This is a genomic window from Achromobacter sp. HNDS-1 (genome assembly GCF_040084795.1).
GTDB classification, from domain to species: Bacteria; Pseudomonadota; Gammaproteobacteria; order Burkholderiales; family Burkholderiaceae_B; genus Achromobacter; species Achromobacter ruhlandii.
On the sequence record NZ_CP157584.1, the window covers coordinates 2,440,006 to 2,460,536 of the forward strand.

Here is a 20,531-nt window from a genome sequence, read left to right on the forward strand (position 1 = left end):
AAACCGCAAGCGGCGTTGACCCCATTATAGGCGGCCCCTGCCCCTATACTGGCCAGACCGTTCCCTATTCCCAACACTCGCCCCGTCCCGTGAATTCCGCTCCCGCCCCGCTGGTCCGACGTCTTGCCCCCGAGGATGCCCCGGCGCTACGCCAGCTGCGCCTGGACGCCCTGCGCGAGACGCCGGAAGCATTCGGATCGAGTTACGAAGAGGAACACACGCTGACACTGGAAGACATCCGCGGCTGGATCGCCCCCGCGGACGACAGCGCGATGTTCGGCGTGTTCGCCGGAGACGCGCTGGCCGGCATCATCGGCGTGGCCCGGCAGCGCAAACTGAAGATGCGGCACAAGGCGCATGTCTGGAGCGTCTACGTGGCGCCGCCCTGGCGCGGCTGCGGCCTGGCCCGGCTGCTGATGCGGGCGGCCATCGACCATGCCGCCGCCATGCGCGGCGTGCGCACGGTGCAATTGAGCGTCACCGCCAACAATGCCGCCGCCTGTCAGTTGTACGCCAGCCTCGGCTTCGAGCAGTACGGCCACGAGCAGGAAGCGCTGTGCGTCAACGGCACGCTGTACGACGAATTGCTGATGGCGCTGCCGCTGCCCGGCCGTTGACGCCCCCCGGGTTCGGCGCACCCGCGTCAGGCGGCGCCCGCGCGCCGCCGCGCGCCATAGGCGCAGACCTGGTTGCGGCCGCCATCCTTGGCCTTGTACAGCGCCTGGTCGGCGGCCTTGATGACCGCATCCGGCGCACGCAGCGTCTCGCCGCGCTCGGCCACGCCGATGCTGACCGTCACGCGCAGCGGACGCGCATTGCGGCCGGCGCGCGCGCCGCGCCGGCGCAGCCCGAGCTGATCGGCCTTGGGCCGCGCCGGCTTGTCACGCAGGCGCATCTGGTAGGCCTCGATCGCGCGCCGCACGGTTTCCAGGTGCGGAATGGCCTCGACCGCGGTCTTGCCCGGAAACACCAACGTGAATTCCTCGCCGCCGTAGCGATAGGCATAGCCGCCGCCAGACACCCGGCGCAGTTGCGCCGCCACCATGCGCAGCACCTGGTCGCCGACGTCGTGGCCGTGGGTGTCGTTGAATGCCTTGAAGTGGTCCACGTCGGCCATGGCCAGCGTATAGACGCGGCCCATGCGCTGCAGGCGCTCGTTGAGCGCACGCCGCCCGGGCAGACCGGTGAGTTCGTCGCGGAAGGCCATGTGATAGCCCTCGTGCGCCAGCGAAATGGACAGCGAGGTCAACGCGGCGGCGGCCATCACGGCCAGTTCGATGCCGTGCTGGGCGCCGCGCGGCAGCGCCCAGGCCATGCAGACGAAACCCAGCCATTGGCCGGCCTGCTGCGGACGGCCATAACGCAACAGCAACAGGGTCAGGGTCAGGCCGGTGAGCAACAGCGCCGCCAGCGCCTCGAACGGCACGCCCAGCCGCGCCAGCACGCCTTGCACCGCCAGCGCGCCGAACAATTGCGCCACCCCTTCCTTGCCCGCCAACGCGATGACGGCGGCGCCCGCGGCCATCAGCCCCAGGCGCGCGGCCAGGTCGCGCAGCATGCCGGCGCGCTCGGGCCACAGCGCATTGATGGTGTAGGCCAGCGACCACCACACCAGCGCCGGCCCCAGCGCCCAGGGCGCCTGGCTGGCCAGCATCGGCCACGCGGCCACGGCGGCCAGCACCGCCAGCATCAATGCCAGTGTCTGCGAGCGCTGGTACATCAGGCAGATGGCCGCGCCGACCAGCGCCATGACCCACGGCACGAACGGCACGATCTGGGTCAGCGCCGGAGGCCACTGGCGCCACAGCAACAGCCCGACCGCCGCCATCACCGGCAGCGCAGGGTAGAACAACAGGGGCAGCCAGGGGATATGGGGGTAACGCACGGATAGGGCCTTGCTCACGCTTGCTGAGATGACGTCGCCAAATCGGCAAACACATATGCCATTTTACGGTCGCGGTCGCGGGTTCTTTAGCGAGTTAGCGACGCTTGCGCGGCGGGCGCGCCGTGCTATGTTCAGCGCTCGCCCCCCTGGAAAAACCTCATGCGCATCCTGGTCAATATCGACGTTCCCGATCTTGAGGCGGCCATCGATTTCTATGGCCGCGCCTTCGGGCTGACGCTGCACCGCCGGCTGGGACCGGGGGCCGCCGAAATGCTGGGCGCGTCGGCGCCCATCTACCTGCTGCAAAAGGCCGCCGGCACGCCGGCCGCGGGCGCCGTGCGCCAGCCGCGCGACTACGCCCGCCACTGGACGCCGGTGCACCTGGACGTGGTGGTCGATGACGTCGACGACGCGGTCGCCCGGGCGGTGGCCGCGGGCGCGCGGCTGGAGGACCCGGCGGCGTCGCATGACTGGGGCCGCATCGCCCACCTGAGCGATCCATTCGGCCATGGCATCTGCATCATGCAGTTCCTGGGCCGGGGCTACGACGCGCTGGCGGCGGGCGCGCTACGCGACGCGCCGGTGACCGAGGCCGACTTCGACACCCTGCTGGCGATCCGTATCGAAGCCATGCGCGACAGCCTGGAACGCCTGGGCCGGTTCGACCCGGAACGGGCGCGGGCGCGGCTGCGCGCCACGTTCCGGCCCGACCACACCTGGTTCATCGAGCGCGACGGCGCGCGCATCGGCTTCTATGCCGTGCGCCCGGACGGCGACGGCCTGCGGCTGGATCATCTGTATGTGGTGCCCGCGGCGCAGGGGCTGGGGGTGGGCGGCCAGGTGCTGGGCCGCTTGCTGCAGGATGCCGACCGACGCGGCCTGCCGGTCAGTGTGGGCGCGCTGCGCGGCAGCGACTCGAACCGCTTCTACCGCCGCCACGGTTTCGCGCAGGTGTCGGAAAGCGAATGGGACATCGAATACCTGCGCCTGGCGCCGGGACGCGCCTGACGGGCGTGCAGGCAAGGCGGGCGCGCCGGGCGGCGCCCCCGCCGCTGGGCCGTCAGGTGCGCGGCAACGTGACGCCGCGCTGGCCCTGGTATTTGCCGCCCCGGTCGGCGTACGAGGTCTCGCAGACCTCGTCGCTTTCCAGGAACAGCATCTGCGCGCAGCCTTCGCCAGCGTAGATCTTGGCGGGCAGCGGCGTGGTGTTCGAGAATTCCAGCGTGACGTGGCCTTCCCATTCGGGTTCCAGCGGCGTCACGTTGACGATGATGCCGCAGCGCGCGTAGGTGCTCTTGCCCAGGCAGATCGTCAGCACGCTGCGCGGGATGCGGAAGTATTCGACCGTGCGGGCCAGCGCGAACGAATTGGGCGGGATGATGCAGACATCGCCCTTGAAATCCACGAACGAGCCTTCGTCGAAATTCTTGGGATCGACGATGGTGGAATTGATGTTGGTGAAGATCTTGAATTCGTCGGCGCAGCGCACGTCGTAGCCGTAGCTGCTGGTGCCGTAGCTGACGATGCGCCCGCCATTGGCCGTGCGGACCTGACCCGCTTCGAAGGGTTCGATCATGCCGGCTTCGGCCTGGCGGCGGATCCAGCGGTCGCTTTTGATGCTCATGATGGCAGAGGTGCTTGGGGGAATGGAATGGGCGACATTTTATCCCGAGCGCCGCCCCGCCCCCGAATGGGGACGGAACGGCATCGGATATCAATCGCCGAAGAAGGTACGGTACACCAGCGCGATGCCGTTGACCGAACCGCCCTTCAGGTCCAGCGACAGGCCCCGCGCCAGCCGGTAGCTGGCCCGGCCCACGGTGTCGCTGCCGGCCAGCGCCTGCTCGACGCTGAGCGTGATGCCATTGGCGAACGACTTGCTGGCCACCAGGAATTGCGTCGCCAGCTGGCTATCGCTGTCGCGGTTGACGTCGCCGGCCACGGTGCGGTCCGGCAGAATGCTGCCCGAGCTGCCCAGGTTGCCGGTGCGCACGCTGAGGTCGTCCAGCCCGAATTGCTTGTAGAACGGCTCGCCGCCGCCCAGCAGGGCCGTGCCCACCGACAGCAGCAGCGCGGCGTCGCTGCCGCTTTCGTCGGGGCCGCGCCCCAGCAGCAACCACGACAGCTTCTCGACGTCGCTGACGTCCGGATACGACACCAGGTCGATACGCGGACGCTGCGCGGTGCCCACCACCTTGACACCGGCCTCGACCTGCTCGCCCGTGCGCAGGGCCTCGATGTCCAGCAGCGGGTTGTCCAGGCGGCCCTGGAAGGTCAGCGTCCCGCGCCGCAGCCGCAGTTTCTGGCCATAGGCCTCGATGCCGCCGCCCCGCGTGCGCAGCGCGCCCACGCCGGTCAGGCGGCCGTCGTTCAGCAGGATCTGGATCGACCCCAGCAGGCCGGCGTCCAGCCCCATGCCGGTGATGTAGAAGCGCGGCCCCATGTCGAACTTCAGGTTCATGCTGGTCTGCAGCGGCGTCGACACGGTGCCGGGGTCGTCGCCCGCGCGCCGCACCTTGACGTCGTCGTCCAGCGACGGCACGCCCTGCAGGATCTCCAGGCTGAACCAGCCGGCGTCCGCCTTCAGGTCGCCGACGATGTCGATGCGCGGCATCGCGGCGTTCAGGTCGATGGTGCCGGAGACCATGGCATAGCGGTCGGAGCGCTGCAGCGCCGGAAAGCGGTACAGCGTCAGGCGCACGTTGCCGCCGCCGTCGATCAGGTTCCATTGCCCCTTGGCTTCGGCATAGCCGCCCTTGGCCTCGGGGTTGGTGGTGATCCATTCCTTGGTGCGCCATTCGGCCGGCATCACGCGCAGCGAGGCCGGGAAACGCAGACTGTCGAGCACCAGCTTGTCGCCGTCCAGCCGCGCGGCCAGCGTGCCGTCGATCAGGCGCACGCCGTCGTCGATGCGCACCACGCGCAGCTTGTCGCCGCGGATCGCGCCGCTCGCGCTCCACTTGCCGCTGAGCGTGCCCTGGGCTTCGAGGTTGGCCTTGACCTGGCCGCCGACCTCCATGGAGTCGCCGACGAACAGGCCGACCCAGGCCAGATCGGTGATATCCGCATCCAGCCTGGCGCGGATCGGCTGGCGCGGATCGAGCGCCATGCCGCCCTTGGCGTCCACCGCCAGCACCGCCGTGCCATTGCCGGCGATCTTGCCCATCTTGTCGGTGGCCAGGTCCAGCTTGGCGTCCAGCCGGCTGGCGTTGGCCGAGGTCGGCGTGGCGGTCAGGTCCAGCACCAGCGCCTTCACCCCCAGCGGCACCGGCGGGTCGCCCGGGATCAGCAGATCGCCGTCGCGCCGCGCGATGCGGGCGCGGCCGGCCAGGCGGCCGTCGAATTTCAGGTCCCAGGACGCGTCCAGCGCGATGCGGCGCTGGCTTTCCGCCACCGTAGCATTGACGCGCTTCGGTCCTTTGTTCATCTTGGCCGCGGCCTCCGGGTCGACGGCGGCGATCACCTGCCGCGCCATCGCGGCGGTGATGACCAGGTTGTCGGCCTGCCCGGCGGTTTCCCAGCGCTTGGCGTCGCCGCGCGACCCCTTGTGCGCGATCGCCAGTTTTTCCTTGCCCGGCAGGGCCACCCCCAGCACGGTCTGGCCCACTTGCCACTGCCATTGCGGCGCCACCGCCGCCGGCAGGTAAGACAGCGTCACGGGCCGGTCGACCGAAACGGTAAAGCCGGCGCTGTCGGCCGTCAGGCGCGAAACCGTGCCGCGCCAACCGGTCAGGGCGGCGTCGGCCGCCCCCGCCGCGCCTTTGCCCCAACCGCCAGCGAAGGCGAGCGTGGCCTGGGCCCGCGATTCGCCCAACACACCGGGGCGCGGCTTGGGCGGGTTGTAGCCGGCGGTGATCTCGGCCTTATGGGCGGCGATGGTGCCGCCGAGCTTGCCCTTGAGGTCGGCGCCGCCCGGAATGCCGGGCCAGAAGGCATCCAGCTGCGGCGCCTGCGCGTCCAGCGTCAGCGCGCCGTCGGCCCCGCCGATCTCGCCCTGCGCCCGGATCCGGTTGGCGCCCAGCTTGAGATCGACGTCCAGGCCGTGGATGCGCAGTCCGGCCAGCAGATCGGCGGCGGGTGTACCGGCGGCGGGCGTGCCAGCGGCGGGCTTGGCGGCGGCATCGGGCGCATCGGCGGCGGGCCTGACCGCGGCATCGGGGGCTCCCGGCGCGGCATCTGGGCCCGACGCCACGGCGCTGGCGCTGACCTGCGGGCCGGCGGCGGGCGCGGCGATATCCACCTGGGCCTTGACCGCGCCCGCCAGCGCCTGCTTGTTCCAGCGCGCGCCGTCTTCGAAGCGCAGGTCGATCGCGGCCTGGCGCAACTGGCTGAGGTTCTCGAACTCGGCGCTCAACTGCGCGCTGGCGCTGACGATGGCCGGCGGAATCGCGTCACCCAGCCAGGGCGACAGGTCCAGGCGCCGCGCCCCAACGGTGCCGACGATGCGGTCGCGGCCCGGCTGGCCGTCCACCGCCCGCAGGTCCAGGCGCGCCGACAGCGTCGACTGGTCCGGCAACCGCGCCTCGGCGCGCGCGCTGCGCAGCACCAGCGGCGTGCGCGGCGCCAGATCGGCCATCACCTCCAACGCCAGACCGGCGCCGGTGCCATCCAGCTTGGCCTGGATGCCGTCCAGCGAGCCCGCCGCATCGGCCTGCAACATCACCTGGCAGGCCGGCGCCGGCGGGCCGACGAACGCATCCGTGGTCTTGGCCTGGGCGCCCTCGGTCGGCGTGGCGGAGGACGGCCTGGCGCCGGCGGCGGCCTTGGCGGATTCACCCTTGGCCTTGCCGGCCCGGGGCTTGGCCGCCTCGGGCGCCTTGGGCCTTTCCTCTTGCGGTTTCGCGGGCGGCGCGAACTTGCCGCTCAACTGATCGGCCTGGCACAGCGGCGAGGCCGGGCCCGATCCGCGCGCCATCACGTCCAGCCGCGCGGCGAACGGCCAGGGATCGGCCAGGCCCTGCAATTCGGCTTGCCCGCTCAGTTGCGCCTGGCCGACCTCGTGGCCCACGCGCAGATTGGCGATGCGCAGCTGCGCGCCCTGCTTGCCGGCGGCGAAAGTGGCATTCAGGTCGCCCAGTTCGACCGGTAGCGGCTGGCCGTCCTGCAGCAAATGGAATTCACCCAGCGCCAGCCGGTCCACGGCGATATCCACCGGCAGCGACGGCAAGGTGAAGGGTTCGTCTTCGCCCTTGGCGGTGGCTTCGTCGCTGGCGGTCAGGGCGACTTCGACGTTGCCCGCCGAGATCTCGCGCACGTGCAGCAAGCGATTGCCCAGCGCGCGCCAATGCACGCTCAGGCGCAGGTCGCTGATGCCGATGCGGGTGCCGCTGATGTTCAAGTCCAGCCGCCCGACGTCCAGCCCGCGCAGCACCGAGCCGCGCACGTCCAGCGCCTGGCCGTCCAGTTGCTGGGCGGCGGTGGTCAGCAGCAGCCGGGTGCCGGTCTGCGAGGCCAGCAGCCAGAACACGAAGCTGCACGCCAGCACCGCCAGCATCGCCAGCCCCGGCAGCCACCACACCAACAGGCGCCGCAGGAATCCGCGCAGCGCCGTCAAAACGCGATCCCCAGCGAGAAGTGCAGGCGCAGGTCGCGCTCGCGCTGGCCGTAGGCCACGTCCAGGAACAGCGGGCCGGCCGGCGTGCGCACCCGCGCGCCCACGCCGTAACCGACCGCCAGCGACATGTCGCCGAACGACTGCGCCGCGTCGCCGGCATCGACGAACACGCCCATGCCCCAGCGTTCATTGAAGTAATGGTCGTACTCGATGCTGCCAACCACCAACGTGGGCGCCCCCACGATGGCCTTGTCGCGCTTGAGGCCGATGCTCTGGTACTTGTAGCCCCGGATCGAGCGCGCGCCGCCGGTACGGAAACCGAAATCGTCCGGCACCTGCACGTTGCCATTGGACCAGACCCGCCCGACCTCGCCGCGCACGGTCAGCACGTCCAGCTTGCCGATCGGCCACCATTTCTGGGCCCGGAAACGGGCGCGGGTGTAGGGCTCGCCGGTATCCAGCGTCACGCCCACGCCGCCGCCCAGCGCGATCAGGTTGCCCTCGCGTGGGTCGTACTTGTTGTCCACGTCGCGCCGCAGCCACTCGCCGGTGGCGGTCAGCGTGGGCAGAGAATATTCGTCGCCGCCGTCGATCTTGACGTCGTCGTGCGCCAGCAGCAGGCCCCAGCGGGTTTCGTAGGTGACCCGGCTGTCGCCGGCGCCCTTGCGCTCCTGGCTGCGGGTGGCGCCCAGGGCGTAGCGGGTCACCGCCAGGCCCTGGATGTCGGAATGCTGCGCCAGCACGCCGATGGAGTCCTTGTAGCCGCGCTCGGTCGGCGGCAGCAGGAAATCGGTATAGACGCGCTGCTGCAGGCGGTCGACGCTGAAGCCCGATTCCATGGTCAGCGGCTGGCCGAACACCACATTCTGGCGATAGAGCGATTCCAGCCGCACGCCGGCCTCGTCGTCGACGCCCAACGAGGCCGAAAAGCGCTTGGGCGGCGCTTCCACCACCCGCACCTGCACCGGCAGCGTCACTTCGCCGTCCGAGTCGTACTTGGGCGGCGGCGGCGGCACGGCGCCAGACACCACCGGATCGCCGGCCGGCGCCGACTCGGCGGCGTTGGCGGCGCCCGGCGCGCGAGCGCGGTCCGACGCCGGTTCGGCAAGCTGCTGGTCGCTGCCGGGCTGGCGCAGCGCGACGAAGGCGCCGCGGAAGAATGCGGTGGACTGCAGGTCCTGCTGCCATTCATCCAGCCGGTTCTGATCGTAGGCCGCCCCCGGCGAATAGCGCACGTAACGGGTGATCAGCTTGGGCGGCACCCGCTCCAGGCCCTCGGTGCTGAGTTCGCCCATGCGCACCTGCGGTCCGCTGTCGATGGTGACGCGCAGGGCCGCCGACGCGCTGTCGGCCTGCACCTCGGCTTCGGACGCCGTCATGCGCGCCAGCATGAAGTCGCGCACCGAGACCTCGTCCAGCAGCGACGACTTGGCCTTGTTCCAATCGGCGTTGATGAAGGGCTGGCCCGGTTTGAGCAGCCAGTCGTCGCGCAGCTTCTGCACCCGCTGCGCGTATTCCGGCCGCGTGATGCGGCCGGTGAAGGTCAGGTCGACCGAGGACACCGTGGTTCGCTTGCCCGGCACGATGCCGATATCCCAGGTTTCGCCGCCGATGTCGGTGCCGGCCTCGAGCGTGACGGTGGGCGAGAAATACCCCTGCGTGGCCAGCGCGGCCAGCGTGGCGTCGCGGGCGCGGCGCCGCAGGCGGTTGATTTCGCCGCCGTCCTGGTCTTCAGCCAGGCGCGCGATGGCGCCCACCGCCTCGGTGATCGCCTGCAGCGCGGCGGGCGGCACGCCGCCCGGGTCCACGATGATCTCCGGGCGCTTGGCCGCAGCCTCGCCCGCCACGACGCAAAGTCCAGCCAAGAAGGCCCGGGCCGCCCACCGCATGCGTTACGACGGCTGCTGCACGACGATGGACGGGAATTTCCCGGCCATGTCACGGGGCAGCGCCGCAACGCCGGCCGCGAGTTTACGGGCGATGGCGCGGTACAGGCCCGCCGCTTCGCTGCCAGGATCGGCCACCACGGTGGGGGTGCCGGCGTCGGTCTGTTCGCGGATCGCCAGTGTCAGCGGCAGGCTGCCCAGCCAGGGCGTGCCGTACTGCTCGGCCATGCGCTGGCCGCCGCCTTCGCCGAAGATGTGCTCGGCATGGCCGCACTGCGAGCAGATATGGATGGCCATGTTCTCGACCACGCCCAGGATCGGCACCTCGACTTTCTGGAACATGCGCAGACCCTTGCGCGCGTCCAGCAGCGCGACGTCCTGCGGCGTGGTGACGATGACCGCGCCCACCACCGGCACCTTCTGCGCCAGCGTCAGCGCCACGTCGCCGGTGCCCGGTGGCATGTCGACGATCAGGTAGTCCAGGTCGCGCCAGTTGGTCTGGCGCAGCAATTGTTCGAGCGCCTGGGTCACCATCGGGCCGCGCCAGATGGCGGGCGAGTCGGCATCGATCAGGAAACCGATGGAGTTGGCCTGCAGGCCGTGACCGGTCAGGGGCTCCATGCTTTTGTTGTCCAGGCTCTCGGGACGGCCCGAGACGCCCAGCATGGTCGGCACGCTGGGGCCGTAGATGTCGGCGTCCAGCAGGCCGACCTTGGCGCCCTCGGCCGCCAGCGCCAGGGCCAGGTTCACGGCCGTGGTGCTCTTGCCCACGCCGCCCTTGCCGGAGGCGACCGCAATAATGTTGCGGACGTTGGGCAGCGGCTTGAGGCCCTTCTGCACCGCATGCGCGGCCACCTTCCAGGAAACGTTCACCTGGGCGCCCGGCGCGCCGGCGCCGGCCAGCGCGGCCACGGCGATGTCACGCACCTGTTCGCGCACGGCGTCGGCCGGATAGCCCAGTTCCAGCGCCACGGTGACGCGGCCGCCCTCGATTTGAATGTCACGATCTTTTACAGAAACGCCCAGATCCAGGCCGGTATTGGGGTCTTGCGCGCCGCGCAGCGCGGCGCGGAGGTGTTCTATCGTTATACTCATGTCACTATGGTTCCGTAGGCAGCGCGGCGTCTGCGGGCCGCCATCCCCTAAAGGATAGCGGATACACGGGAACCTTTCGCTGCGTTTTGCATCCGACCTACATGACCAATACTCTCATCCGCTTCTTTCGTGCCGTGTTGTTCGCCGCCCTGGCCTTGATTGGCATGGCGATGGCGCTGGTCTTCATGCTGTCCACGGCGATCGCCGTGGCGATCCTGTACGTGGTCGCCAAGGTGCGCGGCAAGCCTTTCGGCGTGCGCGCCTACTGGAGCCAGCGCCAGGGCGCCCGTCCCAGCCCCTTCCAGTCCGCCAACGCCCCGTTCGCCACGCAACCGCGCGGCGACGTGATCGACGTCGAGGCCCGCGAGGTCCGCTGAGCGCGGCATCGCCGGCGCCCGCCGCCTCCCGCGGCGGCCCGCGCCGCGCACTCGTGGCCGAACGACCGGCTCGCTGTTCCCCAACCCGCCTGGCGCCCGCGTGCGCGACCGGCGGGTTGTGTCGTTTCAAGGGTCCGCCCCCCTTCCCCGCGGGCGCATCGCCGCCATTGCCCTAAAATGGCCGGCCAACCCATTTTTCCCCTCAACCTCGACCGACAACCATGTCTCGCACCCTCTTTGTCACCACTGCGCTGCCCTACGCCAACGGATCCTTCCACATCGGCCACATCATGGAGTACATCCAGGCCGACATCTGGGTTCGTTCGATGCGAATGGCGGGCCACACGGTGCACTTCGTGGGTGCCGACGACGCGCACGGCGCGCCGATCATGCTGAAGGCCGAGAAAGAAGGCATCACGCCGCAGGCGCTGGTGGCGCGCTACGCCGCCGAGCGGCCGCAGTACCTGAACGGCTTCCACATCCGCTTCGACCACTGGCACACCACCGATTCGCCCGAGAACGTCGCGCTGTCGCAGGACATCTACCGCGCGCTCAAGGCCCAGGACCTGATCGAGACCCGCTCCATCGAGCAGTTCTACGACCCGGTCAAGGGCATGTTCCTGGCCGATCGCTACATCAAGGGCGAATGTCCCAAGTGCCACGCCAAGGACCAGTACGGCGATTCCTGCGAGGTCTGCGGCGCGGTCTACGCGCCCACCGAGCTGATCAATCCGTACTCGGCCCTGACCGGCGCCACGCCGGTGCTGAAGTCGTCGGATCACTTCTTCTTCAAACTGTCGGATCCGCGCTGCGTCGAATTCCTGCAGCAATGGACCACCGGCAGCAACGCCAACGGCGGCAAACACCTGCAGCCCGAAATGCTGGCCAAGACCCGCGAGTGGCTGGGCGCCGAGGACGGCGAGGCCAAGCTGGGCGACTGGGACATCTCGCGCGACGCGCCCTATTTCGGCATCGAGATCCCGGACGCGCCGGGCAAGTACTTCTACGTCTGGCTGGACGCGCCGGTGGGCTACCTGGCCTCGCTGAAGTCGTACTGCGCGGTCAAGGGCCTGGACTTCGACGCCCTGCTCGACCCCGCCGGCAGCACCGAGCAGGTCCACTTCATCGGCAAGGACATCGTCTATTTCCACGCCCTGTTCTGGCCCGCGATGCTGAAGTTCGCCGGCCGCAAGACGCCGGACGCGGTCAATGTGCACGGCTTCATCACCGTCAGCGGTGAAAAGATGTCCAAGAGCCGCGGCACCGGCATCTCGCCGCTGCGCTACCTGGAACTCGGCATGAACGCCGAGTGGATGCGCTACTACATCGCCGCCAAGCTGAACGCCCGGGTCGAAGACATGGACTTCAACCCCGAAGACTTCATCGCCCGCGTCAACAGCGACCTGGTCGGCAAGTACGTCAACATCGCCAGCCGCGCCGCCAGCTTCATCACCAAGCATTTCGACGGCGCCCTGGCCTATTCGGGCGACACCGCCGCGCTGTCGGCCGAATACGCCGCGCAGGCCGAGTCGATCCGCGCCGCCTTCGAGGCGCGCGAGTACAACCGCGCCATCCGCGAGATCATGGCCTACGCCGACCGCATCAACCAGGCGTTCGACACGGCCCAGCCGTGGGTGCTGGCCAAGGGCATCGCCACTGCCGACGAGGCGCAGAAGGCCGCGCTGCAGGACATCTGCTCGCGTTCGCTGGCCGGCTTCAAGGCCCTGTCGGTGATGCTGGCGCCGGTGTTGCCGGCCCTGGCCGAGCGCGTCGCGCGCGAGCTGTTCGCCGCCGATGCCGACTTCACCTGGGCCGACGCCGCCGTGCTGCCGCAGCGCGTGGCGCCGTTCAAGCACCTGATGCAGCGCGTCGAGCCGCAGATGCTGGAAGACCTGTTCGAGCCGCCCGCCGCCCCCGCCGTGATCCCCGGCGGCGAGCCGCTGGCCGAGACCATTTCGATCGACGACTTCGCCCGCGTCGACCTGCGCATCGCGCAGATCGTCAACTGCGAGCACGTCGAAGGCTCGACCAAGCTGCTGCGCCTGACGCTGGACGTGGGCGAGGGCCGCCACCGCAACGTCTTCTCCGGCATCAAGTCGGCCTACCAGCCCGAAGACCTGATCGGCAAGCTGACCGTCATGGTCGCCAACCTGGCGCCGCGCAAGATGAAGTTCGGCGTCTCCGAAGGCATGGTGCTGGCCGCCAGCCATGCCGACGAGGCGGTGGACGCCGGCATCTACGTGCTGGAGCCGTTCCCCGGCGCCAAGCCCGGCATGCGCGTGCGCTGAGCGCCGGGCCCGCGCGCCGGCCCCATGAAAAAGCCCGCCAATGCGGGCTTTTTTTATCGCCGAGCCGCTCGGCGCGATGGATGCGCCGGACGCTGCGTCAGTCCTGGCTGTGTCGGTCCTTGCTCGGCGCCAGCGCGGGATCGAGCGAAATACGTTCGTCGAACACGAAGCACTTGCCGTCGAACCCCGGGCCGCCGGTTTCCTCGAAATACTTGAGAATGCCGCCGTCGAGCTGGTAGACGTTCTCGATGCCCGCCTCGTTCATGTAGATCGCGGCCTTCTCGCAGCGGATGCCGCCTGTGCAGAAGCTGACCACGGTCTTGCCTTCCAGCTCGGCGCGATGCGCCTGCACCGCCGCCGGGAACTGCGTAAAGCGGTCGATGCGCCAGTCGATGGCGTCGCGAAAGGTGCCCTCGTCGACTTCAAAGGCATTGCGCGTGTCCAGCATGACCACCGGGCGTCCGCTGTCGTCGGTCCCCTGCTCCAGCCAGCGCGCCAGCGTCCTGGCGTCCACGCCCGGGGCGCGGCCGGCCTCGGGCCGGATCGTCGGGTGGTTCATGCGGATGATTTCGCGCTTGATCTTCACCAGCAGCTTGCGGAACGGCACTTGGGCACTGTGGCTGAACTTCACTTCCAGGTCGGCGAACCGGGGATCGCCGCGCAAGCCGCGCAGGAAGGTGTCGATGCCATCGGCGGCGCCCGCCAGGAACAGGTTGATGCCTTCCTCCGCCAGCAGGATGGTTCCCTTCAGGCCCGCCGCCCCGGCCTCGGCCAGCAGCCGGGCGCGCAGTTCGGGCAGCGCGTCCAGCGAGACGAATTTGTAGGCAGCGATATTGACGACGGAAGACATGGCAAAGCGGGACGAAAGCGGCGAAGGCCGTAATAGTAATCGCTGCCCCGCGCGGCCCGCTTGTCGCGGGTCAAGCGCGGCCCCCGCCTCCCCGGCTCAGCGCCGCACGATTTCCTGTTCCACCACCGTATCCAGCACCCAGCGCAGGCCCGAGGCGTCGGCCGGCGGATTCGGGTCCCTGACCTCGACCACGCGCAGGCGATAACGGATGCCGGGCTGGAAATTGAAGCCGGTGATGTCGCCGTACCAGAGCTGCCACGGCTGCGTCGGCGTGTCGCGCACCTGGTAGCACATGGCCCGGCCGGCGCCGGCGTTGCACGGCACGCGTTCGGCGTTGACGTAGACCAGCTTGGTCGCGCCCACCTGGCCGCCGGCGACCGGATCGAGACGGCGGCCAAAATCCAGCGTATCGCCGTTGCTCAAGGCCCAGGTCATGCGCTGCGGATTGCTGGTGTTGTCGAACGAGGTGGCGGTGATGCGCGTCAGGCCGGCCAGGAATTCCTGTTCCAGCTTCATGTTGACCGGCGCGCAGGCCTTCATCGTCGCCACCGGGTTGGACTGGATGATCAACTGGCCGTTGGCGACGGTGTAGGGCGCGCTGTAGGTATTGCAGCCGGCGAAACCGGTGGCGCGCGTGGCGCCCTGGTCATGGATGAAGCCGATGGTCAGCGGCACCGAATTGGAGGACGGATGCGGGATTTCGCGCAGCGCGCCGCCGGGGCGGGTCCAGCGCGCCAGGTCCCAGTTGGTCTGCGCCAGCACGTCCGAGGCGGCGGCCGGCTGGAAGCGCGGGTCGCGTCCGTCGGCGGTGCGTGGCGGCGCCGCGCAGGCCGCCAGGGTCAGGCCAAGCGCGCAAGGCGCGATCCAGCGCCAGGAAGTGGACAAGGACATGCAAATCTCTCCCGCAAGAAACCAGGGGTGCGCGCCGCGGCGCGCCAGCCGGACAGCCGGCAGCGCCAATTGTAGGCGCGGCACGGACGCCGGCCCGGCGCCGCAAAACATACTGAAACACCTGCCCCATTCCCTTCAGGCCATGGGGGGGTGGGCGGGGCCACCCGGGGGGTTCTTCACGCCATGGACCGGCGTCCCGCCCACGGGAACCGGCGTCAGGGCGTCGGCGGGTCCTGGCGCCGCTCGAATTCCAGCACGTCGCCGCCACGCAGGTTGAAGGTCAGGTGGCGCGGCGCGCCGCCGCTGTCCAGCGTGAACGTGTCGATCGCGCCCAGGGCGCGCAGGTAGTCGTTTTCGAGCGCGGCGCGGGCCGCCGGCACGCAGGCCATGCGCGTGGCGGCGGGCGCGTCGATCGCCAGCTTGCCGCTTTGCAGCTTGTAGCTGCCCATGTAGCGATTGCAGCCCGAGAAGCCTTCGACCCGGTATTGCTTGCCCTGCGCCAGGAAGGTCAGGCGGATCGGCTCGCCGTTGTCGCCGTGCGGAATCTCGCGCAGGGCGCCGCCGGACTGCGTCCAGCGCACCAGTTCCCAGCTGGTCTGGGCCAGTGAATCCGCGCTGCTGGCCGCGTTGGCGGCGGCGGCGCCCTCGGCGCGCGCGCCTCCGGTGGATCCGGCGCAACCGGCCAGCGCCACGGCCAGCATTCCGGCGCCGACCAGCCGGCAAGGCGTAGACAGGAAGGTAAACATGGACAGCACTCCTGAAAAGACACAGCCTCGACTGTAACCGCATGGGCTCAGCACGTCCCGTGCCCTCCTCCCGACAGCCGAATCCCAAAGCTGCACGCGGGGCGGGGCGCGTTACGCCGCGCGCCGGAAGGGGTGCATCGTATGCCGCATGGCGGCGGGCCGCCGTGGCGCGCAGAATCGGCTGACGCCTCGCGCATGGCCGGCAACGGCCCGGCCGACGACCAAGACAATTTCCGGAGACACGGCGATGGGCATGCTGAGAACCTTGCTGGCGCTGTCCGTCGTGCTCGACCACCTGGGCGGCGGCACCACCGACTGGCTGGTGGGAGGACGCCTGGCGGTGCAGCTGTTCTACGTGATTTCGGGCTTCCTGATTTCCTATGTGCTGACGGCCACCGACCACTACCGCGGCGCGCCCGGCCGTTTTTACGCCAATCGCGCGCTGCGCCTGTACCCGGTCTACCTGGCGGTGGCGGCGCTGACCCTGCTGGCCTATGCGGGCAACGGCGGCGCCGCATTCTGGCGCGTCTACGAGGGCCTGCCCCTGGCCGCCACCTTGTTCCTGGCGCTGTCGAACCTGGTGATACTGGGGCAGGACTGGCTGATGTTCTTTGGCATCGAGCACGGGGCGCTGGCCTTCACCGGCAGCTTTGCGCACAGCGACGTGCCGCTGTACCAAGGCCTGCTGGTGCCGCAGGCCTGGACCCTGGGAGTGGAACTGAGCTTCTACCTGATCGCGCCGTTCGTGCTGCATTCGCCCCGGCGCCTGCTGGCCTTGCTGGTCGCGTCGCTGGCGCTGCGCGTGGCGCTGGTGGCCAGCGGCATCGGCGTGAGCGATCCGTGGACCTACCGATTCTTCCCGACCGAACTGGCGCTGTTCCTGGCCGGTTCGCTGTCGCACCAGGTGCTGCTGCCGCGCTGGCAGGCGTGGATGGCGCGCGCGCCGCGCCTGCCCGAAGTGGGCACGGGACTGCTGCTGCTGTATGTGCTGGCGCATTTTTCCATCGGCCTGCCGCATACGGTGCGCGACGGCCTGGCGGTGCTGCTGTTTGCCGCGCTGTTGCCGCTAGCCTTCCTGTTCCAGTCGCGCCACCGCCTGGACAAGGTGATCGGGGAACTGAGCTACCCGATCTATATCTGCCACGCGTTGGTCATCCTGTTCTTCGACTGGCTGCTTGACGGCACGCAGGTGCGCCAGCCGGCGATGTTCACGGCGCTGGTGGTGGCCGGCTGTATCGGCTTCGCGGCGCTGTTGAATACGTTGATTGCCGATCCGGTGGAGCGGCTGCGCCGGCGCCTGCGCCGCGCGCCGCCGGCCAACGTCACGCCGGAGGAACCGGCGCCCGTGGCGGGCGCGACACGCGCCGGCGCGCCGCGGCCCCAGGCGCGCGCGGCCGGCGCGGCCGCGGGAACGATGCCTCGCGCGCCTTCGACTATTCGCCGCGCGCCTTGATGTAGGCCGCCAGTACCTGTTCGATCTGGCGCTTCTCCTGCAGGCTCAGGCGCGCATAAGTGGCGTACGACACCGTTTCGAAAGGCCAGGGCGGCGCTTCGGCGCGGCCGTCGGCGCTGGCGACGGTTTCGGCATGACCGGCGTCGAGCATCGGCCCCTCGCCGGTGCTGAGCCACATGGGATTGACCCTCAGCGCGCGGGTCAGCTTGATGAGCGCATCGCTGGAGGGTTGCAGGCGCTGGCCGCTTTCATAGTTGCCGATGGCGCTTTGCGACAGGTTGCTCGCGACTGCCAAGTCCTTCTGTGTCCATCCCTGAAGCATTCTTGCATTGCGCAGACGATGGCTAAACGTGTCCAATCGATCAACCTGAGACATTAATATGAATTTATTTATTTGATTAAAACATCTCAATACTGCCGTCAAATAAACGGATTACACCCCAATTCCGTGGCTAATCCGTAAATCGCGGCAAGCCCCGCGGCCCACGCCCGTCCCCACCGCCGCGCCATCGCGACCCGCTTCGCGGCACCGCAAAAAAAACCATTGCTATCATCGGCTTGCGTCCATGCCCGCGATGCGCGCCCGAGCTCTCCTCGCGCGCCCGATGGCCGCACGGCGGGGATAAATCCGGGCGAGTTTATGTGCTTTCCGGGATTGAAAATAGAAAATAATGTATCGGTAATACTTAATATCTTATTGTCGCAGCGGCACAAACGAACAGCGTTTCAAGCGCTTCGCGGCAATACGCTCCACCGTTACTGTTACCAGCAGAAACTACAGAAACTTATCTTCACAAAAAAACACGCCCGTGTTTAAATGAAACACGGGCGTGACTTCCATGCGGAATCGGATCCTCGGCGGCCAGGGCGCAACGCGCCCGAGCCAAGCGCCGCCCAGACCCCGACCGCCGCCGCGGCCCAGACGCGGATCAACACAGTTCAGACCTTCGCCCGCCACCAGACAACACCGCCAGATGCCGCCACATCATGGCGCAGCACAGGGAGAGGGGCATGACACGCAGGAATCACGCGGTCGCAGGCGCAGGCTGGCATCCATGAACAACACCCTCGATGTCATCTTTCTCGGCCGCGACGGCGCCCACCACATCGGGCTGGTCGAGGCCCTGTCGCATCTGGGCTTCAGCGTGCGGCGCTGCCACGACCTGGCCGACGTCTACGACCGCTATTCGCGCCGCCCCAGTCCGCTGGTCATCCTGGAAGCGCCCCTGCCGGACATCCACAACGCCGCCGTGCGGCTGCGCGCCATCGACCGCAGCCTGGGCATCGTCGCCATCGCGCCGTTCGGTTCCCAGGAAAACCGCATCCGCACCCTGCTGTGCGGCGCCGATGCCTGCCTGCCGCCGGAGGTGACGGGACTGGAGCTGGCGGCGGTGCTGCAGGCGCTGGTGCGGCGCGCCGTCGGCCTGGACCTGTCCGACCCGGTGGTCGAGCCGGCGCACGACGAACCGCAACAGGAAACCTGGCGGTTGGCCAACAAGGGCTGGACCCTGATCAGCCCCGTCGGCCGCAGCCTGGGGCTGACCACGGGCGAACGGGATTTCCTGACACGGCTGGTCAAGGCGCCCGACCGCAAGGTCAGCCGCGATGCCTTCTATCCAGACGGGGCCGAGGATGCCGACGGCGTCATCACGCGGCGCCGCTTCGTCGATGTGATGATCAGCCGCCTGCGGCGCAAGGCGACCGCCCACCACATGACGCTGCCGATCCGCGCCGTGCATGGCTGGGGCTACATGTTCGCGGCGGATATCGCGCTGGAACTGGATCCGCGGGAGGCTGGGGAGGAAGGTCGTCCGGAAGGACAGGAGGATTGGCGCCGCGACACGGTGGATGCGAACGCGCCATCTTATTGATACGCTATGGGGCGGCTGGCGCGAGGCGAAAAAAACGCGGCGCTGCCCCGAAGGTAAGACGCCGCGCTAAAACAACACGTGAGCCTGGAGTCATCAGCCGGCACTGATGCCTTCTACCTAGATCACGCGATTCCAACATTCGTGCCTCATACTACTCACGCACGGACTGGCCGTGAGCCCGGCCGGGGTCTCTAGTCCCCACCCAAGCTGCAGCGTGATAACGCCCGGGGATTTGTCCGCCCTGGCTGCTGGCGGGCTTATCGCCCGTATCAGCGGCGTTCCTTTCGGATAGCCGCGTGATGAAAGAAGTTTAGGACGTCGGGCCCGATTCAAGTAATTCTTTGTTGATAGCCTTCTATACATATTGGATATAGCAAGCTCCACGCGGGCGCCTATAGAATGCAGGCAAAGGATGCCCCCGCCATGTTCAATCCCCTGACCGGTCTCGCGCGCCGCGTGCGCCGTGTGTTCTCCCTGGTTCCGCCCAACTGGTGCCTTGCCATCCTGGTGGCTCTGGACGGGTATGCCTTCATGCATCCGGTGCTGCGCGAAGTGCGCGCGCGCGAATATTCCTTCTGGCTGGCGCTGGACAACTGGCATGACGTGATGCAGGTGGTGGGCCTGCTGGAGATCCCGCGACTGGTGCTGGGCGTGGGCCTGCAGATCATCGCCATCGGGCTGATCCTGAAGGCGCGCATCGCGTGGGCCTTCTCGCTGGTGCTGCTGATCGGCATCGGCACCTTCGCCATCCTGGGCGAGGGCGGACGGGCCGGGCTGGGCATCTATACCTTGGTGCTGGTGGTCGCGCTGGTCGCCTACTGGCGCCGCTTCGACCGCGCCAGCGTGACCGCGGGTTCGCTCTTCGCCCTGGTCAGCATCGTGTCGCTGCTGATCTACGCGGTGTTCGGCACGCTGTACCTGGGCGAGGAATTCAACCCGCCCATCAAGGACGCGGCGACCGCGTTGTATTTCTCCATCGTCTCGATGTCGACGGTGGGCTATGGCGACATCACGCCGCACAGCAACGCGGCGCGGCTGTTCACCGCGTCGATTATCATTCTTGGCATCACCGTCTTCGCCACCTCCGTCAGCGCGATCGCCGGCCCGGTGATCGGCGGCAACCTGAAGCGGCTGGTCAAGGGCCGGTTTTCCAACGCCATGAGAAAAAACCACATCATCATTGCCGGCGCCACGCCACTGGCCCTGAGCGTCTACGACGGCCTGCGCCGCCGCGGCGACGAGGTCACGGTCATCGTGCCCGCCGGCGCGCCGCAGGAATACCCGGCGGCCACGGACCTGATCGAAGGCGATCCGTCCAGCGTCGAGGTGCTGCGCAGCGCGGGCGTGGCCCGCGCGCGCTATGTGCTGGCGCTGCGCGAGGACGACGCCGAAAACGCCTTCATCGTGCTGGCCGCCAAGGAGGCCACCGGCGAACAGGGCGCCAAGACCGTGGCCCTGGTCAACACCAGCAAGCACCTCGAAAAAATCCGCCGGGTGCAGCCCGACCTGGTGTTCTCGGTGCAATTGCTGGGCGCTGAATTGCTGACGCGCACCATCAACGGCGAACCCCTGGACAGCCAGTCCATCACTGACCTGTTCTTCGCCAAGGCCGCGCCGCAGGCCAAGGCCGGCTGA

Annotated in this window: 16 protein-coding genes; 7 read left to right on the plus strand and 9 right to left on the minus strand. The window is 68.7% G+C overall.

Features of this window, described 5'->3' with window-relative positions; translation table 11 throughout:
- Positions 1–89: 89 nt before the first annotated feature.
- Positions 90–617 carry a GNAT family N-acetyltransferase gene (locus tag ABFG95_RS11245; RefSeq protein WP_348995860.1) on the plus strand — a complete coding sequence of 176 codons (528 nt, stop codon included), beginning with the start codon at positions 90–92 and terminating at the stop codon, positions 615–617.
- Positions 618–643: 26 nt separating this feature from the next.
- Here the strand turns inward: ABFG95_RS11245 and ABFG95_RS11250 are convergent, their stop codons facing one another.
- Positions 644–1,885, minus strand: a complete 1,242-nt coding sequence (locus ABFG95_RS11250) for a GGDEF domain-containing protein (protein ID WP_049078112.1) — start codon at positions 1,883–1,885, stop codon at positions 644–646.
- Between the two features lie 159 nt (positions 1,886–2,044).
- Here ABFG95_RS11250 and ABFG95_RS11255 point away from each other — a divergent pair, with 159 nt between their 5' ends.
- Positions 2,045–2,893 carry a VOC family protein gene (locus ABFG95_RS11255; protein ID WP_054414963.1) on the plus strand — a complete coding sequence of 283 codons (849 nt, stop codon included), beginning with the start codon at positions 2,045–2,047 and terminating at the stop codon, positions 2,891–2,893.
- Positions 2,894–2,945: 52 nt separating this feature from the next.
- Here the strand turns inward: ABFG95_RS11255 and dcd are convergent, their stop codons facing one another.
- The 4 genes from dcd to apbC all read right to left on the minus strand — a co-directional run bounded on the left by dcd (position 2,946) and on the right by apbC (position 10,420).
- On the minus strand, positions 2,946–3,509 hold the full coding sequence (dcd, locus tag ABFG95_RS11260) for a dCTP deaminase (protein ID WP_006226186.1): 564 nt from the start codon (positions 3,507–3,509) through the stop codon (positions 2,946–2,948).
- 90 nt (positions 3,510–3,599) lie between these two features.
- The gene (locus tag ABFG95_RS11265) at positions 3,600–7,439 is read right to left on the minus strand and encodes a translocation/assembly module TamB domain-containing protein (protein WP_348995861.1); all 3,840 of its coding nucleotides are present in this window, start codon (positions 7,437–7,439) and stop codon (positions 3,600–3,602) included.
- Positions 7,436–9,328 carry a BamA/TamA family outer membrane protein gene (locus ABFG95_RS11270; protein WP_049076257.1) on the minus strand — a complete coding sequence of 631 codons (1,893 nt, stop codon included), beginning with the start codon at positions 9,326–9,328 and terminating at the stop codon, positions 7,436–7,438. The genes ABFG95_RS11265 and ABFG95_RS11270 overlap by 4 nt, the downstream gene beginning before the upstream one ends.
- A gap of 3 nt (positions 9,329–9,331) precedes the next feature.
- Positions 9,332–10,420, minus strand: a complete 1,089-nt coding sequence (gene apbC / locus ABFG95_RS11275; RefSeq protein WP_054414959.1) for an iron-sulfur cluster carrier protein ApbC — start codon at positions 10,418–10,420, stop codon at positions 9,332–9,334.
- Positions 10,421–10,521: 101 nt separating this feature from the next.
- On the opposite strand from apbC, the gene ABFG95_RS11280 reads away from it, so the two are divergent.
- Positions 10,522–10,797, plus strand: coding sequence for a hypothetical protein (locus ABFG95_RS11280; protein WP_006385850.1), 276 nt, complete (start codon positions 10,522–10,524; stop codon positions 10,795–10,797).
- 221 nt (positions 10,798–11,018) lie between these two features.
- Positions 11,019–13,085, plus strand: a complete 2,067-nt coding sequence (metG, locus tag ABFG95_RS11285; protein WP_068949984.1) for a methionine--tRNA ligase — start codon at positions 11,019–11,021, stop codon at positions 13,083–13,085.
- A 97-nt stretch (positions 13,086–13,182) separates the two neighbouring features.
- Here the strand turns inward: metG and ABFG95_RS11290 are convergent, their stop codons facing one another.
- The 3 genes from ABFG95_RS11290 to ABFG95_RS11300 all read right to left on the minus strand — a co-directional run bounded on the left by ABFG95_RS11290 (position 13,183) and on the right by ABFG95_RS11300 (position 15,572).
- Complete coding sequence (locus ABFG95_RS11290; RefSeq protein WP_312477079.1) at positions 13,183–13,935, minus strand: sulfurtransferase; 753 nt, start codon at positions 13,933–13,935, stop codon at positions 13,183–13,185.
- A 96-nt stretch (positions 13,936–14,031) separates the two neighbouring features.
- On the minus strand, positions 14,032–14,826 hold the full coding sequence (locus ABFG95_RS11295; RefSeq protein WP_059272601.1) for an META and DUF4377 domain-containing protein: 795 nt from the start codon (positions 14,824–14,826) through the stop codon (positions 14,032–14,034).
- 215 nt (positions 14,827–15,041) lie between these two features.
- Complete coding sequence (locus ABFG95_RS11300) at positions 15,042–15,572, minus strand: META domain-containing protein (protein WP_049076264.1); 531 nt, start codon at positions 15,570–15,572, stop codon at positions 15,042–15,044.
- Between the two features lie 253 nt (positions 15,573–15,825).
- On the opposite strand from ABFG95_RS11300, the gene ABFG95_RS11305 reads away from it, so the two are divergent.
- Positions 15,826–17,025 carry an acyltransferase gene (locus ABFG95_RS11305; RefSeq protein ID WP_332909646.1) on the plus strand — a complete coding sequence of 400 codons (1,200 nt, stop codon included), beginning with the start codon at positions 15,826–15,828 and terminating at the stop codon, positions 17,023–17,025.
- Here the strand turns inward: ABFG95_RS11305 and ABFG95_RS11310 are convergent.
- Entirely contained in the window at positions 17,006–17,401 is a 396-nt protein-coding gene (locus tag ABFG95_RS11310; RefSeq protein WP_081330259.1) for a helix-turn-helix transcriptional regulator, read from the minus strand. The genes ABFG95_RS11305 and ABFG95_RS11310 overlap by 20 nt on opposite strands.
- Before the next feature lie 679 nt (positions 17,402–18,080).
- Between ABFG95_RS11310 and ABFG95_RS11315 the strand changes: the two genes are divergently transcribed.
- Positions 18,081–18,896 (plus strand): winged helix-turn-helix domain-containing protein, encoded by an 816-nt coding sequence (locus ABFG95_RS11315; RefSeq protein ID WP_049076269.1) that lies wholly within the window; start codon positions 18,081–18,083, stop codon positions 18,894–18,896.
- Positions 18,897–19,319: 423 nt separating this feature from the next.
- Positions 19,320–20,531 (plus strand): voltage-gated potassium channel protein, encoded by a 1,212-nt coding sequence (kch, locus tag ABFG95_RS11320; RefSeq protein ID WP_049078117.1) that lies wholly within the window; start codon positions 19,320–19,322, stop codon positions 20,529–20,531.